General features: G+C 65.5%; 17 protein-coding genes. 11 read left to right on the forward strand and 6 right to left on the reverse strand.

Annotation, left to right across the window (positions count from 1 at the left end):
* The first annotated feature begins 219 nt into the window (after positions 1 to 219).
* On the forward strand, positions 220 to 879 hold the full coding sequence (locus A5779_RS09640; protein ID WP_064881228.1) for a TetR/AcrR family transcriptional regulator: 660 nt from the start codon (positions 220 to 222) through the stop codon (positions 877 to 879).
* A gap of 103 nt (positions 880 to 982) precedes the next feature.
* On the opposite strand, the gene A5779_RS09645 is transcribed toward A5779_RS09640, so the two are convergent.
* Positions 983 to 1,900, reverse strand: coding sequence for an alpha/beta hydrolase family protein (locus tag A5779_RS09645; protein ID WP_064881230.1), 918 nt, complete (start codon positions 1,898 to 1,900; stop codon positions 983 to 985).
* 138 nt (positions 1,901 to 2,038) lie between these two features.
* On the opposite strand from A5779_RS09645, the gene A5779_RS09650 reads away from it, so the two are divergent.
* Positions 2,039 to 2,908 (forward strand): helix-turn-helix domain-containing protein, encoded by an 870-nt coding sequence (locus A5779_RS09650; protein ID WP_064881232.1) that lies wholly within the window; start codon positions 2,039 to 2,041, stop codon positions 2,906 to 2,908.
* On the opposite strand, the gene A5779_RS09655 is transcribed toward A5779_RS09650, so the two are convergent.
* Positions 2,880 to 3,821, reverse strand: a complete 942-nt coding sequence (locus tag A5779_RS09655; protein ID WP_064881256.1) for an SDR family oxidoreductase — start codon at positions 3,819 to 3,821, stop codon at positions 2,880 to 2,882. The genes A5779_RS09650 and A5779_RS09655 overlap by 29 nt on opposite strands.
* A gap of 88 nt (positions 3,822 to 3,909) precedes the next feature.
* Between A5779_RS09655 and A5779_RS09660 the strand changes: the two genes are divergently transcribed.
* The gene (locus A5779_RS09660) at positions 3,910 to 4,746 is read left to right on the forward strand and encodes a helix-turn-helix transcriptional regulator (RefSeq protein WP_064881258.1); all 837 of its coding nucleotides are present in this window, start codon (positions 3,910 to 3,912) and stop codon (positions 4,744 to 4,746) included.
* Positions 4,747 to 4,824: 78 nt separating this feature from the next.
* Positions 4,825 to 5,409: a TetR/AcrR family transcriptional regulator gene (locus A5779_RS09665; protein ID WP_236734713.1), complete on the forward strand. Its 585-nt coding sequence runs from the start codon at positions 4,825 to 4,827 to the stop codon at positions 5,407 to 5,409.
* A 2-nt stretch (positions 5,410 to 5,411) separates the two neighbouring features.
* On the opposite strand, the gene A5779_RS09670 is transcribed toward A5779_RS09665, so the two are convergent.
* Positions 5,412 to 6,212: an enoyl-CoA hydratase/isomerase family protein gene (locus A5779_RS09670; RefSeq protein ID WP_064881236.1), complete on the reverse strand. Its 801-nt coding sequence runs from the start codon at positions 6,210 to 6,212 to the stop codon at positions 5,412 to 5,414.
* A gap of 179 nt (positions 6,213 to 6,391) precedes the next feature.
* Here A5779_RS09670 and A5779_RS09675 point away from each other — a divergent pair, with 179 nt between their 5' ends.
* From A5779_RS09675 to A5779_RS09685, 3 genes are all read left to right on the forward strand, one after another.
* The gene (locus A5779_RS09675) at positions 6,392 to 7,129 is read left to right on the forward strand and encodes an SDR family NAD(P)-dependent oxidoreductase (RefSeq protein ID WP_064881238.1); all 738 of its coding nucleotides are present in this window, start codon (positions 6,392 to 6,394) and stop codon (positions 7,127 to 7,129) included.
* 289 nt (positions 7,130 to 7,418) lie between these two features.
* Positions 7,419 to 7,544 carry a hypothetical protein gene (locus A5779_RS34790; protein ID WP_269085839.1) on the forward strand — a complete coding sequence of 42 codons (126 nt, stop codon included), beginning with the start codon at positions 7,419 to 7,421 and terminating at the stop codon, positions 7,542 to 7,544.
* Positions 7,541 to 8,095 carry a hypothetical protein gene (locus A5779_RS09685; protein WP_055117017.1) on the forward strand — a complete coding sequence of 185 codons (555 nt, stop codon included), beginning with the start codon at positions 7,541 to 7,543 and terminating at the stop codon, positions 8,093 to 8,095. Before A5779_RS34790 ends, A5779_RS09685 begins: the two co-directional genes overlap by 4 nt.
* A gap of 15 nt (positions 8,096 to 8,110) precedes the next feature.
* Here the strand turns inward: A5779_RS09685 and A5779_RS09690 are convergent, their stop codons facing one another.
* Positions 8,111 to 9,568: an aldehyde dehydrogenase family protein gene (locus A5779_RS09690; RefSeq protein WP_064881242.1), complete on the reverse strand. Its 1,458-nt coding sequence runs from the start codon at positions 9,566 to 9,568 to the stop codon at positions 8,111 to 8,113.
* 149 nt (positions 9,569 to 9,717) lie between these two features.
* On the opposite strand from A5779_RS09690, the gene A5779_RS09695 reads away from it, so the two are divergent.
* From A5779_RS09695 to A5779_RS09710, 4 genes are read left to right on the forward strand one after another with little or no spacing between them, the layout of a single operon-like run.
* Complete coding sequence (locus A5779_RS09695; RefSeq protein ID WP_064881244.1) at positions 9,718 to 10,125, forward strand: TOBE domain-containing protein; 408 nt, start codon at positions 9,718 to 9,720, stop codon at positions 10,123 to 10,125.
* Positions 10,122 to 10,910, forward strand: coding sequence for a molybdate ABC transporter substrate-binding protein (gene modA / locus A5779_RS09700; protein ID WP_064881246.1), 789 nt, complete (start codon positions 10,122 to 10,124; stop codon positions 10,908 to 10,910). Before A5779_RS09695 ends, modA begins: the two co-directional genes overlap by 4 nt.
* A gap of 33 nt (positions 10,911 to 10,943) precedes the next feature.
* Positions 10,944 to 11,945, forward strand: a complete 1,002-nt coding sequence (locus A5779_RS09705; RefSeq protein WP_064881248.1) for an acetyltransferase Pat — start codon at positions 10,944 to 10,946, stop codon at positions 11,943 to 11,945.
* 38 nt (positions 11,946 to 11,983) lie between these two features.
* Positions 11,984 to 12,835 carry a shikimate 5-dehydrogenase gene (locus A5779_RS09710; protein ID WP_064881250.1) on the forward strand — a complete coding sequence of 284 codons (852 nt, stop codon included), beginning with the start codon at positions 11,984 to 11,986 and terminating at the stop codon, positions 12,833 to 12,835.
* Here A5779_RS09710 and lpqN read toward each other — a convergent pair.
* Together lpqN and A5779_RS09720 are read right to left on the reverse strand one after the other, a co-directional pair.
* Complete coding sequence (gene lpqN / locus A5779_RS09715; RefSeq protein WP_064881252.1) at positions 12,825 to 13,532, reverse strand: envelope biogenesis lipoprotein LpqN; 708 nt, start codon at positions 13,530 to 13,532, stop codon at positions 12,825 to 12,827. The genes A5779_RS09710 and lpqN overlap by 11 nt on opposite strands.
* A gap of 148 nt (positions 13,533 to 13,680) precedes the next feature.
* Entirely contained in the window at positions 13,681 to 13,932 is a 252-nt protein-coding gene (locus A5779_RS09720; RefSeq protein WP_064881254.1) for a hypothetical protein, read from the reverse strand.
* Between the last annotated feature and the right edge of the window lie 317 nt (positions 13,933 to 14,249).

Raw genomic sequence — 14,249 nt, forward strand, 5'->3', positions numbered from 1 at the left:
TGGCCCGGCGCCAGGGCTGGGACTACCTACAGGAACTCGGCACCGCGGGTCGCCGCGACCAACTCGCGCAAGTCGTTCAACACCGAGGTGTGGGCCGCGTCCGGTGCCTGATTGTCGATGCCGGTGTTCTTGGCTGCGGTTGTCATGGTTCTCCTGGTGGAAGCATCTGGTACGGAATCGTGCCTAATATCTGGTACGGGACTGTGCCAGACTGTGGGGGTGGTGTCAACGACGAATCGCGCCTACGGAGGCCAGTCGGCGGACGCTCGCCGTCGGCAACGGCGCGAGCGTCTGCTGGACGTTGCGATGGACCTGATGACGCGCAATGAGTGGCGCGGCGCGACGGTCGAGAAACTCTGTGCCGCAGCCGGTCTCAACAAGCGTTACTTCTACGAGAGCTTCACCGACCTCGATGAGCTGTCCGCCGCCGTCGTCGACGACATTGCCGAGGGTGTCCGCGTCGCCACAGTTGAGGCGGCCGACGCGGCCACGCAGCAGCCACTGGAGGTTCAGGCCTTCGCGAGCGTCGCTGCTGCAGTGCGGGCACTCGTGGACGACCCTCGTCGCGCCCGTGTCCTACTCGGGGGTGTCGCGGCGTCGCCCGAACTCGATGCGCACCGTACGACGGTCATGCACCGGCTGACCGACGTACTGATAGATCACGGACGCACCGTGCACGGGGTCGAGTTGGAAGCCGATCCGCTGGCGCAGGTCGCACCGGCGTTCATCGTCGGCGGGACTGCCGATGCCATCCTGGCGTTCGTCAACGGCGACGTGCATCTGTCTCTCGACGACTTCATCGCGCAGCTCGCCACGCTGTGGTTGATAACCGGCAATGGAGCCGCACAGGTCGCCCGCACCCGCGTTTCTCCGCCGTAGGTCTCGATGTCATCTCTGCGCCCCTGTGACGAACGTGCAGCCTTTCGGGCAGGATTCACGACTTTCGTGTCGATAGCCAACACCCTCGTCACATTGCCGACGATCACTTCACGTGCTTGTCGAACCATTCGATCGGAACCTCGGGGTGGACGCCGAAGTAGTTGTAGCCGTCGAATCGTCGGTCGGTCCCGGTGATCCAGTGCAGGTCCTTCTCTGCGACGGGGATCGCGTCGAAGATGTTCTGGACATCCTGCGGCCGGGTCATGGTGTCGTCGTGGACCTGGGCCACAAGCGTCGGTACGGTCACGGCCTTCACGTGCTCCAGCGGTGACTGCTCGGACAGATGGAAGCCGGTGCGCTCGTGCACGGCCTTGTCGAACTTGTTGTAGCCGTCCTCAATGCCGATGCCCTTGACGAACTCCTCGACGATGTAGTTGCCGGACACGGGTTGCAGCATGACCATGGCCTGTATCTCGGAGAATTCCTCGGGGTGTTTGGACCAGGCGATGGCCGTCGAATCCGCACCCAGGCACACCGACAGCAGCACCTTCTTCATGTCCTTGGTGTCCGGGCGGGCTGTGGCGTAGCGCAGGGATCCGATGACGTCGCGGTACTCGGTCAGCCCGATACCGGCGATGCCGCCGTTGCCCTGCCCGCTCATGCCGTGGTTGCGGATGTCGTAGGTCAGGACGTTGTAGCCCGCGTCGTGCAGGGCTTTGTACTCCGGCAGGAAGTTCACCTCGAAGCCGCCCAGGCCGCCGAACTCGGGCAGGTGGCCGGGGTAGCCGTAGCGGTTGCCGGGTAGGAAATGGTTGTGGATGATCAGCCGGTCCGAATCCGCCGGGATGAACCAGCCCTCAAGTGGCACACCGTCCATCGACGGGAAGACCACGTCCTCGTGCTGCAAGCCGAGTTCGTCGGGGCGGCGGAGCACGGGAGCCCTCCGGCCGGCGGTAGTGCCGGTGGTCCACATCTCCAGGAAACCATCGAATGCTTTTTGTGCTGCGTTGTTATCGGACATCTGGGTGACCTCTTTTCGTCGTTCGAATCTCTGGCTGTCACCGACGCTACGAGCCCACGCACGCATGGAGGAGACGCTGTTTATAGGGGGTACCGGCAACCCCTGTCTGCTGGTGGGGTTCTTGCCTACTGTGGGGGCATGGACATCGCGAAGGACATCAGAGAGTTCCTGATGAGCCGTCGCGCCAAGATCACTCCCGAGCAGGTAGGGCTGGCCCCCGGGGTGCGACGCCGAGTGCCGGGGCTGCGCCGCGAGGAAGCTGCGCAATTGGCCGGCGTGAGCACCGAGTACTACACCCAGATCGAGCGTGGCAACGTCGCCGGTGTCTCCGACGAGGTGCTGCAGGCGGTCAGCCTGGCGCTGCGACTCACCGACGACGAGACGGTGCATTTCTTCAATCTGGCGCGCGCGGCCGCAGGCACCCGACCGCCCGCACGGGCCAAACGTGCAGCGGTACGCAGGCTGCCCGAGGGCGTTCAGGCGCTGATCGACAGCATGACCAATTCGCCGGCGATCGTGATGGACGGAAACCTCGACATCCTGGCCGCTAACGCGTTGGGTCGCGCCCTGTATTCGCCCCTGTTCGACAGAACGGTCGGTCGGCCCAACTTCGCGAGGTTCATCTTCTTCGATTCGTGTGCGGCACAAGTATTTCCAGAATGGGACCGCACTGCCGACGAAGCGGTGGCCCTGTTGCAGGCCGAGGCCGCCCGCGATCCCCATTCAGCGGCCATCACACAGATCATCGGAGAGCTGGCCACACAAAGTGTCGAGTTCCGCACCCGCTGGGCGGCCCATAACGTGACCGCACACCGGCACGGCGTCAAGACGTTCGGTCACCCGGAGTTCGGCGAACTCACGCTTACCTACAACGTTTTCGAAGTCGCCGCGGCGCCGGGACTGTCAGTCGTGGGATATACCGCCGAACCGAATTCACCGTCCGCGCAAGCGATGAGCATCATGGCGAGTTGGAGCGTGCCTAGTCCGACGCAAAAGACACACCCGTGAGCTCCTGGGACACCGTCCACAGCCGGGCGGCGTTCGCGCTGTCGCGCAGAGGCTTCCAGAGTTTCTGTGTTCCGGGAGGACCGCCCACGTGCCCCGGCCACTGGGGCCCGTAGAACGCGCCGTTCTTCGCCTGGGCCGACGCCGCGGCCAGCAGCGCAGGCAGCTTCGCGCTCTCTACGGTGCCCACCATGATGCCGCGAGCGGAGAGCAGGCGGATCAGCCGTACCCCCAACGTGTCCTTGGCGCGCCCGACTTCCGGGCGTGCCGCGAGCAGACTGGTCGGGGCGACGCCAGGATGGGCGATATTGCTGGTGATCCCCCAACCCGCGGCGGCGCTGCGACGGCTGAGCTCAAGCCCGAACAGCCCGACCGCGATCTTGGACTGCCGGTAGGCCGCCATGCCGTCATAGGAATGATCCCAGTTCAAGTCATCCCAGTTGATGGCGCCGTTGCGGGCGGCGACGCTGGTCTGTGACGTCACCCTGGCGCGCCCGGCTCTGAGTAGTGGCAAGAGCTGGGCGGTGAGCGCGAAGTGACCCAGATGGTTGGTGCCGAACTGCAACTCGAATCCGTCGGCGGTCGTCTGCCGGTCAGGCGGGGTCATCACGCCGGCGTTGTTGACGAGCACGTGGATGGGAGCGCCTTCCGCGCACAGTTTCTGGCCGAGCTCGGCCACCGAGGCGAAGGAGGACAGGTCGAGGTCCTCCAGCGACAGCTTCGCCTGCGGATGCTGCGTGCGGATGGCGGCGACGGCAGCCTCGCCCTTGCGGGTATTCCGGACCGGCATGATCACCTCGGCGCCCGCAGCGGCGAGTCGTGCTGCGATACCGAGGCCGATGCCGTCGCTCGCGCCGGTCACCACGGCTCGCTTACCGGACAGGTCGTCGATCGTGATGTCGTAGTCGATTGGCATGTGCTCGAGAGTGCCCACCGGACTCCGTCGTATCCACGGTCTGACGATCCGTGGTTGAGCGATCGGGTCCGGGGAGAAAATGGCAGCCATGATCGATCGAGCCGCACTGGCGGAATTCCTCGTCGGCCGGCGTGGGGCGCTGCAGCCGGAGGATGTCGGACTCCCGCGTGGGCAACGCCGCCGCACACAGGGGCTTCGTCGGGAGGAAGTCGCCGCGCTGAGTCACATGTCGACGGACTACTACTCGCGCCTGGAACAGGAACGCGGTCCGCAGCCCTCGGAGCAGATGATCGCGTCGATCGCGCAGGGGCTGCACCTGTCCCTTGGCGAACGCGACCACCTCTTCCGTCTCGCCGGACATCAACCGCCGGTCCGTGGATCGAGCAGCGATCACATCAGCCCGGGGATGCTGCGGATCTTCGACCGACTCACCGACACCCCGGCCGAGATCGTCACCGAGCTGGGGGAGACGCTAAGGCAGACGCCGCTCGGTGTGGCCCTCGTCGGCGACCTGTGCCGACACACCGGTCCCTCCCGCAGCATCGGGTACCGGTGGTTCACCGATCCGTACGTGCGTGACATCTACCCGCGCGAAGATCATGAGTTCTACTCACGGATGTATGTCTCCGGCCTTCGAGGAGTGCTTGCGCTGCGTGGGCCGGGGTCCACGGCCGCTCGTTTCGCCGAGCTGCTGACCGCGCAGAGCGAGGAGTTCCGGGTTCTCTGGGATCGACACGAGGTCGGCATCAGACCGCGAGAAGTCAAGCGCTATCAGCATCCTGACGTCGGCAGCCTTGAGCTCAATTGCCAGATCCTGCTGGACCCCGATCAGTCCCACTCACTCCTGGTCTACACCGCAGCACCGGGCAGCGAGAGCTACGAGAAGCTGCAGTTGCTCTCGGTGATCGCCGCCCCGCCGGCATAGTTCGTCCACTCAGTCGAGTAGTCGACCCGCCCTGGTTAGGATGGGCGAGTGGAGCATCAGCCCGCAGGTTCCAGTCGCGTGGAACGTCGTCGTGACCGGCGCAAGGCTGAGATCGTCAAGACCGCCACCCGAATCCTCACCGAATCCGGCTACCAGGGCATGAGTTTGGAAGATGTCGCCGAGCAGACCGACATCGCCAAGGCCACGCTCTACCACTACTTTTCGTCCAAGGATGCGCTGGTGGCCGCCGCGCTGGAGACCCTGACCCAGGAAGTGCTGCAGCGGTTGGCCGCGCGCGAAGAGGCGCTCGGAGAGGTAGGTGCCCGCGAACACCTGGCGGCCGTGATCGATGAACAGATCCGCATCCTCACCGAGACCGCGCCCGAGGTGGCCGCGGTGTTCTCCTGGCCGCGAGGGTGGCCGCAGGTCTTCGATGAGCCGATGAAAGACATGCGGCGCCGCCACGACGCGGTGTTCCGCCGGGTGGTGGAACGCGGTGTCGCCGACGGTGAATTCACTTGTCCCGAAGTCAATGTCGCGTTGCAGTGCCTGCACGGCGTCCTGAATCAATCCTCGGTGTGGATCGGACCCGGACTGCACGACGACGATCGCGGTGAACTGCGTGCCGCGATCGTCGACCGTGCTCTGTGCCTGTTCTACTGACGTCAGGACTGCGCCGACGGGAACTGTGGCGCGCGCTTCTCACGCAACGCGGTGTAGCCCTCCACCACGTCCGGACCGAGGAAAGTCAGCATCTCGTAGGCCGCGGACTGGTCGAAGATCGGGCCGGCGTTGCGCAGCCAGTTGTTGAGTGCCCGCTTGGTCAGCCGGATCGCCTGTTGGGCGCCGGTGGCCAGATTGTCGGCGATCCGCAGCGCCTCGTCCAGAACCTCCTCGCGTGGAAGGGCTTTGGCGACCATCCCGATTCGCTCGGCCTCGACACCGCCGATCATCTCGCCGGTCATCAGGTAGTACTTGGCCTTCGCGGTCCCGGCCAGGAGCGGCCAGATGATGGCGGCATGATCGCCCGCGGCCACGCCGAGTTTGACGTGCCCGTCGCCGATCCGGGCGTCCTCGGCGATGATCGCGACGTCGGCGAGCAGGGCCGCCACCGCGCCGGCGCCGACGGCGACACCGTTGATCGCGGACACGATCGGCTTGTCGCAGTTGATCATGTTGTAGACGAGGTCGCTCATCTCGGACAGCATGTGTGACACCCGGTCGTAGTCACCGGCCATCCGCTCGACCATGGCCAGATCGCCGCCTGCGCTGAAGGCCTTGCCTGCGCCGGTGATCACCGCGACCCGGGTCTGTGGATCGGCGGCCACGTCTTTCCAGATGTTGGCCAGCTCGGTGTGCATGCCCTCGTCGGCGGCGTTGTACTTCTCCGGCCGGTCCAGCGTGATCAGCAGGACGCCGTTTTCCCGGCGGGTCAGTGTCAGCTGTTGGTAATCAGAGAAATCCATGCGGGTAATCCCTTCCGTCTGCACACACTGCAGCGTGCGTCATATTCAACCGAAGCTACGGTTTTTCGACCAAGTAAGTCAATTGTCGACCGGATGGTTGATTTTCTGTGTCGGTGCCCCGATAGTGGCCATAGAGTCCACATCACCGCAGATATCACCGCAGATCGAGAGGCCAGATAGTGCGATTCGACAACAAAGTCGCCGTTGTCACGGGTGCCGCCTCGGGCATCGGCCGGGCGATCGCGATAGATCTGGCGGCGGACGGCGCCGCCGTCGCCGCCGTCGACCGCAACGAAGCGGGCCTGGCGCAGACCGTGCAGGCGTGCGCCGGCGCCACCGCCCACGTGGTCGATCTGGCGGATCCGGCGGCGGTGAGCACACTGCGCGACGAGGTGCTGGCGGCGCACGGACTGCCGGGTGTCATCGTCAATGCCGCGGGCTTCGACCGCGTCGAGCCGTTCATGTCCAACGACGATGCGCTCTGGCAGTCGTTGGTCGCGGTGAACTTCCTCGGACCGGTACGCCTCACCCATGCGTTCCTCGAACCGATCCTCGCCAAGGGAGAAACGGCAAAGATCGTCAACATTGCCAGCGATGCAGGGCGGGTGGGCAGTCTGGGGGAGACCGTCTACGCCGGCACCAAGGGTGGGGTCATCGCATTCACCAAGTCACTGGCGCGGGAGATGGCGCGCCACCAGATCAACGTCAACTGTGTTTGCCCTGGACCGACCGACACCCCGCTGTTCGATTCGCTTCCCGACAAGGTCCGGGACGGACTGATCAAGGCCATCCCGTTTCGTCGGCTCGCCGAACCCGAGGAGGTCGCCAAGGCGGTGGCCTTCTTCGCTTCTGACGATGCCAGCTTCATCACTGGCCAAGTCCTTAGTGTCAGTGGAGGCTTGACGATGGCCGGTTGATGACCAACGGGTGACCGGCACACGCCGAACCCGCTCTTGGTCGACGCCAGTTAGCAATGGCATACTTGCTCAGCCCCTGGGCTCAACCCAGCCGATTCGGTTAGCCTCGGGGAGCAGATTGGCCAGTTGGGGGATTGCTATGGCAAACGATCTGAGAGTGGACCCGGGGGCGCTGAGGGCGGGGGCCACTAGCAGCGAGATGATCGCTGCCGAATTGAGGCTGACTCCTGCCCGTCCGGATGCGGGGGGCTACCCCAGCAGCACCGGTGTCGTCGCGATGGATGGGGCGGTGAGCACAGCGCGGACCTCCCAGTCGAGTCGCGTGAGTGCGCAGGCCGGGGACCTGTCTGCGGCCGCGCAACGGTACGACGCGGTCGATGAGCAACACGCCGGGGGTCTGGCGGAGTTGATGTGAATGATCCGTCCGGCACCGGCCCTACTGGTGGAGACCTGACTCGTTCTCAGCTGGAAGCTTGGGACACAACGTATCTGGCGGAAGCTGCGGCCCGCTGGCGTCAATCGGCCGCCGAGTCGGAAGCGCTGTTCGAGTGGCACCGGCAGAACGTGCACGCGCCCGGTGGTGCCGAGTGGTCCGGCGACGCCAGTGAAGCCGCGGGGGAGCGGGTCAGCGCGGACACCGTCGTGGTCCGCAGACAGGGCGACATTCAGCGGGAGGCCTCCGAGATCGCCGAGAACGGCTGCCGGGACATCCGCCTGGCAGTGGGGCAGGTGCTCGACGCCATCACCGCGGCCGAGGACGACGGTTTCCAGGTATCGGAGGATCTGAAGGTGCGCGACACTCGGCGCATCGACGTGGCCACCATGGCGACGCGGTACACCGCATCGCGAGAGCACGCCGAGGACATCCGGTGGTACTGCGAGCGGCTCATGCAGGCCGAGATCTATCTGGGGCAGCGGCTCGAGGGCAAGGCCCTCGAGCTCGCCGCCGTCCGGTTCTCGGTGTAACCGAACGCTCGTCCGCTACAGCTGCGCCCAGATCGACTTGGTCTTGAGGTAGCCGTCGATGCCCTCGTAGCCGAACTCCTTGCCGACTCCGGACTGCTTGAAACCGCCGAACGGCACGTTGTGGTCAAACGTCAGCTGACAGTTCAACCCCACCATGCCGGCCTGCAGGCGCCTGCCCACGCTGTGTGCACGGGCCAGGTTGGTGGTCCATACGGTGGCGGCCAGGCCGTAGTCGGTGTCGTTGGCCATCGCGATGGCTTCGTCGTCATCGTCGAAGGGAAGGATCGTGACGACCGGTCCGAAGATCTCCTCCTTGTACAGTCGGCTGGTGGTCGGGTCGACATTGGTCAGCACCGTGGGTTTGACGAAGTAACCCTTGCGGTCGAGTCGGTAACCGCCGGAAACGATCTCGACCCCGTCACGCTTGCCCTGGTCGATGTAGCCCAGCACCCGGTCGAGCTGCTTCTGGCTGACCAGCGGGCTGATCATGGCGCCCTCATCCTTGGGTCCGCCCAGGACGAGGTTCTCGCCGATCATCGAGATGCCTTGAACAACACGCTCATACACGCTGCGCTGCACGAAGATTCGTGATCCGCACACGCAGCCCTGCCCGGAATGCACGAAGATGCCCATCGAGGCCATCATGATCGCCATGTCGAGGTCGGCGTCCTCGTAGATCAGCACCGGTGATTTTCCGCCCAGCTCCAGGGTGACCTTCTTCAAGTTGTCCGCCGAGTCCCGCATGATCTGCTTGCCGACCTCGGTGGAGCCGGTGAAGGCGACCTTCTCGACATCGGGGTGCGCGGTGATCGCGGCGCCCGCGGTGGCGCCGTAACCGATCACGAAGTTGGCCACCCCGTCGGGGACGCCGGCCTCGCCGATGAGCCGCTCCAGCAAGACGGCCGACAACGGGGTCTCCTCGGCCGGCTTGACGACACTGGAGCACCCGGCGGCGAGAGCCGGGGCGATCTTGGCACAGGCATTGAACAGCGGGCCGTTCCATGGATAGATCAGGCCCACCACGCCGTACGGCTCCTTGGTGGTGTACGCGTGCAGGTTCGAGTAATTGCTGTTGACGCCACCCTCCATCTGCACCTGGTAGCTGCTGCCGTTGAGCTTGGTGCACCAGCCCGCGTAGTAGCGGAAGAACTCGGCGCAGGTGGAGACGATCATCTCGGCCTGCATCGGCGGCATGCCGGCGTCCAGCGATTCCAGCTCGGCGAATTCCTTGGCGTGCTCGTCGATGAGATCGCCCAGCTGCCACAGCACCTTGGCGCGCTGGCGGGCCGGAATGTCGGTCCAAACCCCGGACTGGTAGGCCGATTTCGCAGCGGCGACGGCCTCGTTGACCGCTTCCGGCCCGCAGTCCCGGAACTCGGTGATCTGCTCCTCGGTCGCCGGATCGATGACCGGAATTGTCTCGCCGGTACCCGGTCGGTCGCGGAGGTCGTCCAGAACTGTCTGCAGCGCCATGTGGTTCCCCTTCGTCAGCTGTCGTGAATGCTGAGCACTTGCTTAGCATTCGAGGATGTGGCGGTCAAGACCCGCACCTGCGGACTCAATGGCGCGATTGCGTGGTATTTGCGGTTGTTGGAGGCTCGAGGTGTCGATACGCTGACGCGATGCCAGAGATCCGGGTCCGTGAGGCCGCCGAACTGCTCGGGGTCAGTGACGACACGGTGCGTCGCTGGATCGACGACGGATCCCTGCCTTCCCACCTCGACGGCTCCGGCCGCAAGGTGATCGACGGGGCGGCTTTGGCGGCGTTCGCGCGGGCCAACGCCGCTGCGGCGCCAAAGGATCCGCTCGGCATAGGCAGCTCGGCACGCAACCGCTTCACTGGGCTGGTCACCAACGTCATCGCCGACGAGGTGATGGCCCAGGTCGAGATGCAGTGTGGACCGTTCACCGTGGTGTCGCTGATGAGCAGCCAGTCGGTGCGTGAACTCGAGTTGGCCCCCGGCAGTGTCGCCGTCGCCGTGGTCAAGGCCACGACCGTGATCGTGGAAACCCCGAAAGGAAAGTCATGACCGGAGCCCGGATGTTCGCCCTGGCACTTACCGGGGTGGCAGCAATGGCCCTGATCGGTGGCTGCAGTTCGGCCACGCAATCGGCCCCGGCTTCCCCCTCCGGCGCCGGCGGCGGTTCGATCACCGTGTTCGCCGCCGCGTCGCTGAAATCCGCGTTCACCGAGATCGGCGAGCAGTTCAAAACCGACAACCCGGGGAGCTCCGTGGAGTTCTCGTTCGCCGGATCCTCGGACCTGGTCACCCAGCTCACCCAGGGTGCCGACGCCGACGTGTTCGCCTCGGCCGACACCCGGAACATGGACAAGGCGGTGAGCGCGGACCTCGTCGAGGGAGGCCCGGTCAACTTCGCGACCAATACTCTCACCATCGCCGTCGCTCCGGGAAACCCCAAGGGCATCAAGACTTTCGCCGACCTGGCCAAGCCGGATACCAGCGTCGTGGTGTGCGCACCGCCCGTGCCGTGCGGCGGTGCCACCGAAAAGGTTGAGAAGGCCACCGGCGTCACGCTGTCCCCGGTGAGTGAGGAGACCTCGGTCACCGACGTGCTCGGCAAGGTGACCAGCGGGCAGGCCGACGCCGGCCTGGTCTATGTCACCGACGCCGCCGGAGCCGGGGACAAGGTGAGCAGCATCGCATTCCCCGAGGCCGCCCAGGCGGTCAACACCTATCCGATCGCCGCGCTCAAGCAGTCCAAGCACGCTGACCTGGCGCACCGCTTCGTCGACCTGGTCACGGGTGAGGCCGGTCAAAAGGCTCTCGCCAAGGCCGGATTCGCCAAGCCCTGACTGAGCCTGCGGTGGCGTCGTAGCCTTGGGGGCGTGGCCGATCTGAGCGAGATCAGTGCTGACGACCTGGCGGCGCTGGAATTCTTCGCCGGATGCCGGCCGTCCGTCCTGGCACCGCTGACCGCCCTGCTGCGGCCGTTGTCGGCCGCGCCGGGCCAGGTGCTGATCCGGCAGGGGGATCCGGCGCTGACGTTCATGCTGATCGCCTCCGGGCGGTCCCGGGTGGTCCATGACGGGCCCGACGGTCAGGCCGTCGTCGCCGATCTGGAGCCCGGTCTGATCATCGGCGAGATCGCGCTACTGCGCGATGCGTCGCGCACCGCCACCGTGACGGCACTCGAACCGGTCACGGGCTGGGTGGGTGACCGCGACGCGTTCGAAGTCATCCTGCACCTACCCGGCATGTTCGACCGCATGGTGCGCATCGCGCGTCAACGGTTGGCCGCGTTCATCACACCGATCCCGGTACAGATGCGCACCGGCGACTGGTTCTATCTGCGGCCGGTACTGCCCGGCGACGTCGAACGCACCCTGAACGGGCCGGTCGAGTTCTCCAGTGAGACCCTCTACCGGCGTTTCCAGTCCGTGCGCAAGCCGACCAAGGCGCTGCTGGAGTACCTCTTCGAGGTCGACTACGCCGACCATTTCGTCTGGGTGATGACCGAGGGTGCGTTGGGTCCTGTCGTCGCAGACGCCCGCGTGGTCCGCGAAGGGCACGATGCGACGACGGCCGAGGTGGCGTTCACCGTCGGCGACGACTATCAGGGCCGCGGCATCGGCACGTTTCTGATGGATGCCCTGGTGGTTTCCGCCGATTACCTTGGGATAAAACGTTTTACCGCCCGGGTGTTGAGCGACAACTACGCGATGCGACGCATCCTGGACCGGCTCGGCGCGGTATGGGAGCGTGAGGATCTCGGGGTGGTGCTCACCGACGTGGCGGTGCCCGCTGTCGACACGATCGGCCTGGAACCTGAACTGGCGGCCAAGATCCGGGATGCGACCCGACAGGTGATCCGGGCGGTGAGCCAGTGAGTGAGGCGCCGTTGACCGCCGGTGGCCGGAGGCCGCCGATGACCGCCAGTGGCCGGAGGCCGCCATTGAGTAAAGACACGCGCGTATGCATCTCGCTGGCGGCCCGGCCCAGCAACATCGGCACCCGGTTCCACAACTATCTCTACGACCAACTCGGACTGGACTACCTCTACAAGGCTTTCACCACAACCGATATCGCCGCGGCGATCGGTGGCGTGCGGGCCTTGGGCATTCGAGGTTGTTCGGTATCGATGCCGTTCAAGAAGGACGTCATCGACCTTGTCGACGAGGTCGAACCGTCGGCGCGGGCCATCGATGCGGTCAACACGATCGTCAACGACCTGTCGGTGCCCGGAGGTCATCTCGTCGCCTCCAACACCGACTACCTGGCGGTGCAGGAACTCGTCGAGCGGTTGAACCCGGATGACGCGGTGCTGATCCGGGGCAGTGGTGGCATGGCCAAGGCGGTTGGTGCGGCCTTGCGGGACAAAGGCTTCAGCAACGGGACGGTGGTCGCGCGCAGCCCCGAAACCGGGCGCGCACTGGCCGACGCGCTGGGCTACGGCTACGCGCCCGAGGTCGGCACCCTGACGGCACCCATTCTGGTCAACGTCACCCCGATCGGGATGGCAGACGGACCCGACGAACATCGCAGTGCGTTCGAACCGGCCACCATCGCGGCGGCGGGCGCAGTCGTCGACGTCGTGGCGATGCCGGCCGAAACGCCGTTGATCGCCGCGGCCCGGGCGGCCGGCGTGCCGGTCATCACCGGCGCCGAGGTGATCGCGCTCCAGGCCGCCGAACAATTCGAGCGGTACACGGGAGTCCGGCCGACGCGTGAGCAGGTGGCTGCGGCGTCGGCCTTCTCCCGGCAGGTGACTACGGCGTGATGACCGTCTGCTCGTCGATCGCCGAGGTGGCGTCCATCAACGGACCCATCTGATCCTCGGTGCCATCGGCATTGAACTGCAGGACGAACAGCCCATCGGATCCAGGAATCACCACCGTCTTCTGAGCGATCAGGCGGGTGGCGCCGTCCTTCACGTAGGTGGCACCGATCTGGTACGAATCGAATCCGCTCAGTTGGCCCGCGGACCCGTCGCCCTGGTTCTCGTAACCCGGCAGGTTCCTGATCTCGTTCGGTGCGTACTCCAGGATCTTGGCCGGGTCGACGTCGCCGGTCAGCTTGGACATCAGCGCGATGATGGACGGCGGATCTGCTTCGAACGCCGGATCGGTGGATACGATTGCGGCCCAGGCCCATTCGGGAGCCGACGAGGTTGCATCCGTCCAGCCTTCGGGAATCGGAAGCTCCAACGTGGGTGTGCCCGGATCGCCTTGGTGGACCGGGGTTTCGGTGATGTTGTTGTCGCGGATGTAGTCCACGATCGTGTACTGGTGCCCGGTCGGGCTGTCCTTGTCATCGGCTTTGGTCTTGGTTGGGGCGGCGCTGGATTCACTGGTCCCGGTGGCACCGGGGGCCTCGGTCGCGGTGCCCGACACTGTCTTGCTGGCGCAGCCGGCGAGTGCGACCCCGAGTGCGACAGCAGCGATGGCGATTCCACCGGCCCGCATTGAGGTGGTCATCGGTCTCCAATCGGTTGGACGCCCCGGCGAGGCGCAACTGATCTGCACGATAAACGCTTTCCTGGGCATCAGCTGGCAGAAGCCCCAGTCCTGGGCCGCCATCTTTTGCACAGTGAAATGTTCGACGGAGTGACCGGCTGGGCGGTCCTCAGCAATTTGCGGACAGATACACCGTCCGCTGCAGAATCTGCGCCGGCCGGACCGACGAGACGGTGCACCGATCGAGAGTAGCCGTACCGGCCCGGTAGATGATGACGTCGAAACCCTGTCGTTCCAGTTCGTCGGCGGTGTCCTGCGCGGACCCTACCCCCGACGGCGAGGCGGGGGCCGCGGCGGGGAAACCCAGGGCCAGGGCAGACAGAGCACTGCCGGCCAGCACAGCTCCAGTCAGTGCGTACACCTGTTCTGCCCCTCATGATCGTGGATGTCCTACAGACGACAACTACTCGCGCGACGGTTAAATTCCGCTGTATCGCAACACTTGTCGTGTTTTCAGGCCCGAAAAACGAGTTGACAAAGGGCGCTGCGACCGTCCTCGACAGCAAACCCGGTGCTGTGGTATCAAAACGCCGTGCGCCTTTTCGCCGTCCCGACGGTTCTCCTGGTGTGCACCCTGGCCTGTGTGGTGGCATGCGGGCCGCGGCCGGCGCCGCAACCGACGTCGACGTCTTCTTCGCCTCAGACCACCGGCGGTGCCGCCACGGTGAACCCGGCCCG

It is taken from the genome of Mycolicibacterium peregrinum (assembly GCF_001665625.1).
GTDB classification, from domain to species: domain Bacteria; phylum Actinomycetota; class Actinomycetes; order Mycobacteriales; family Mycobacteriaceae; genus Mycobacterium; species Mycobacterium peregrinum_B.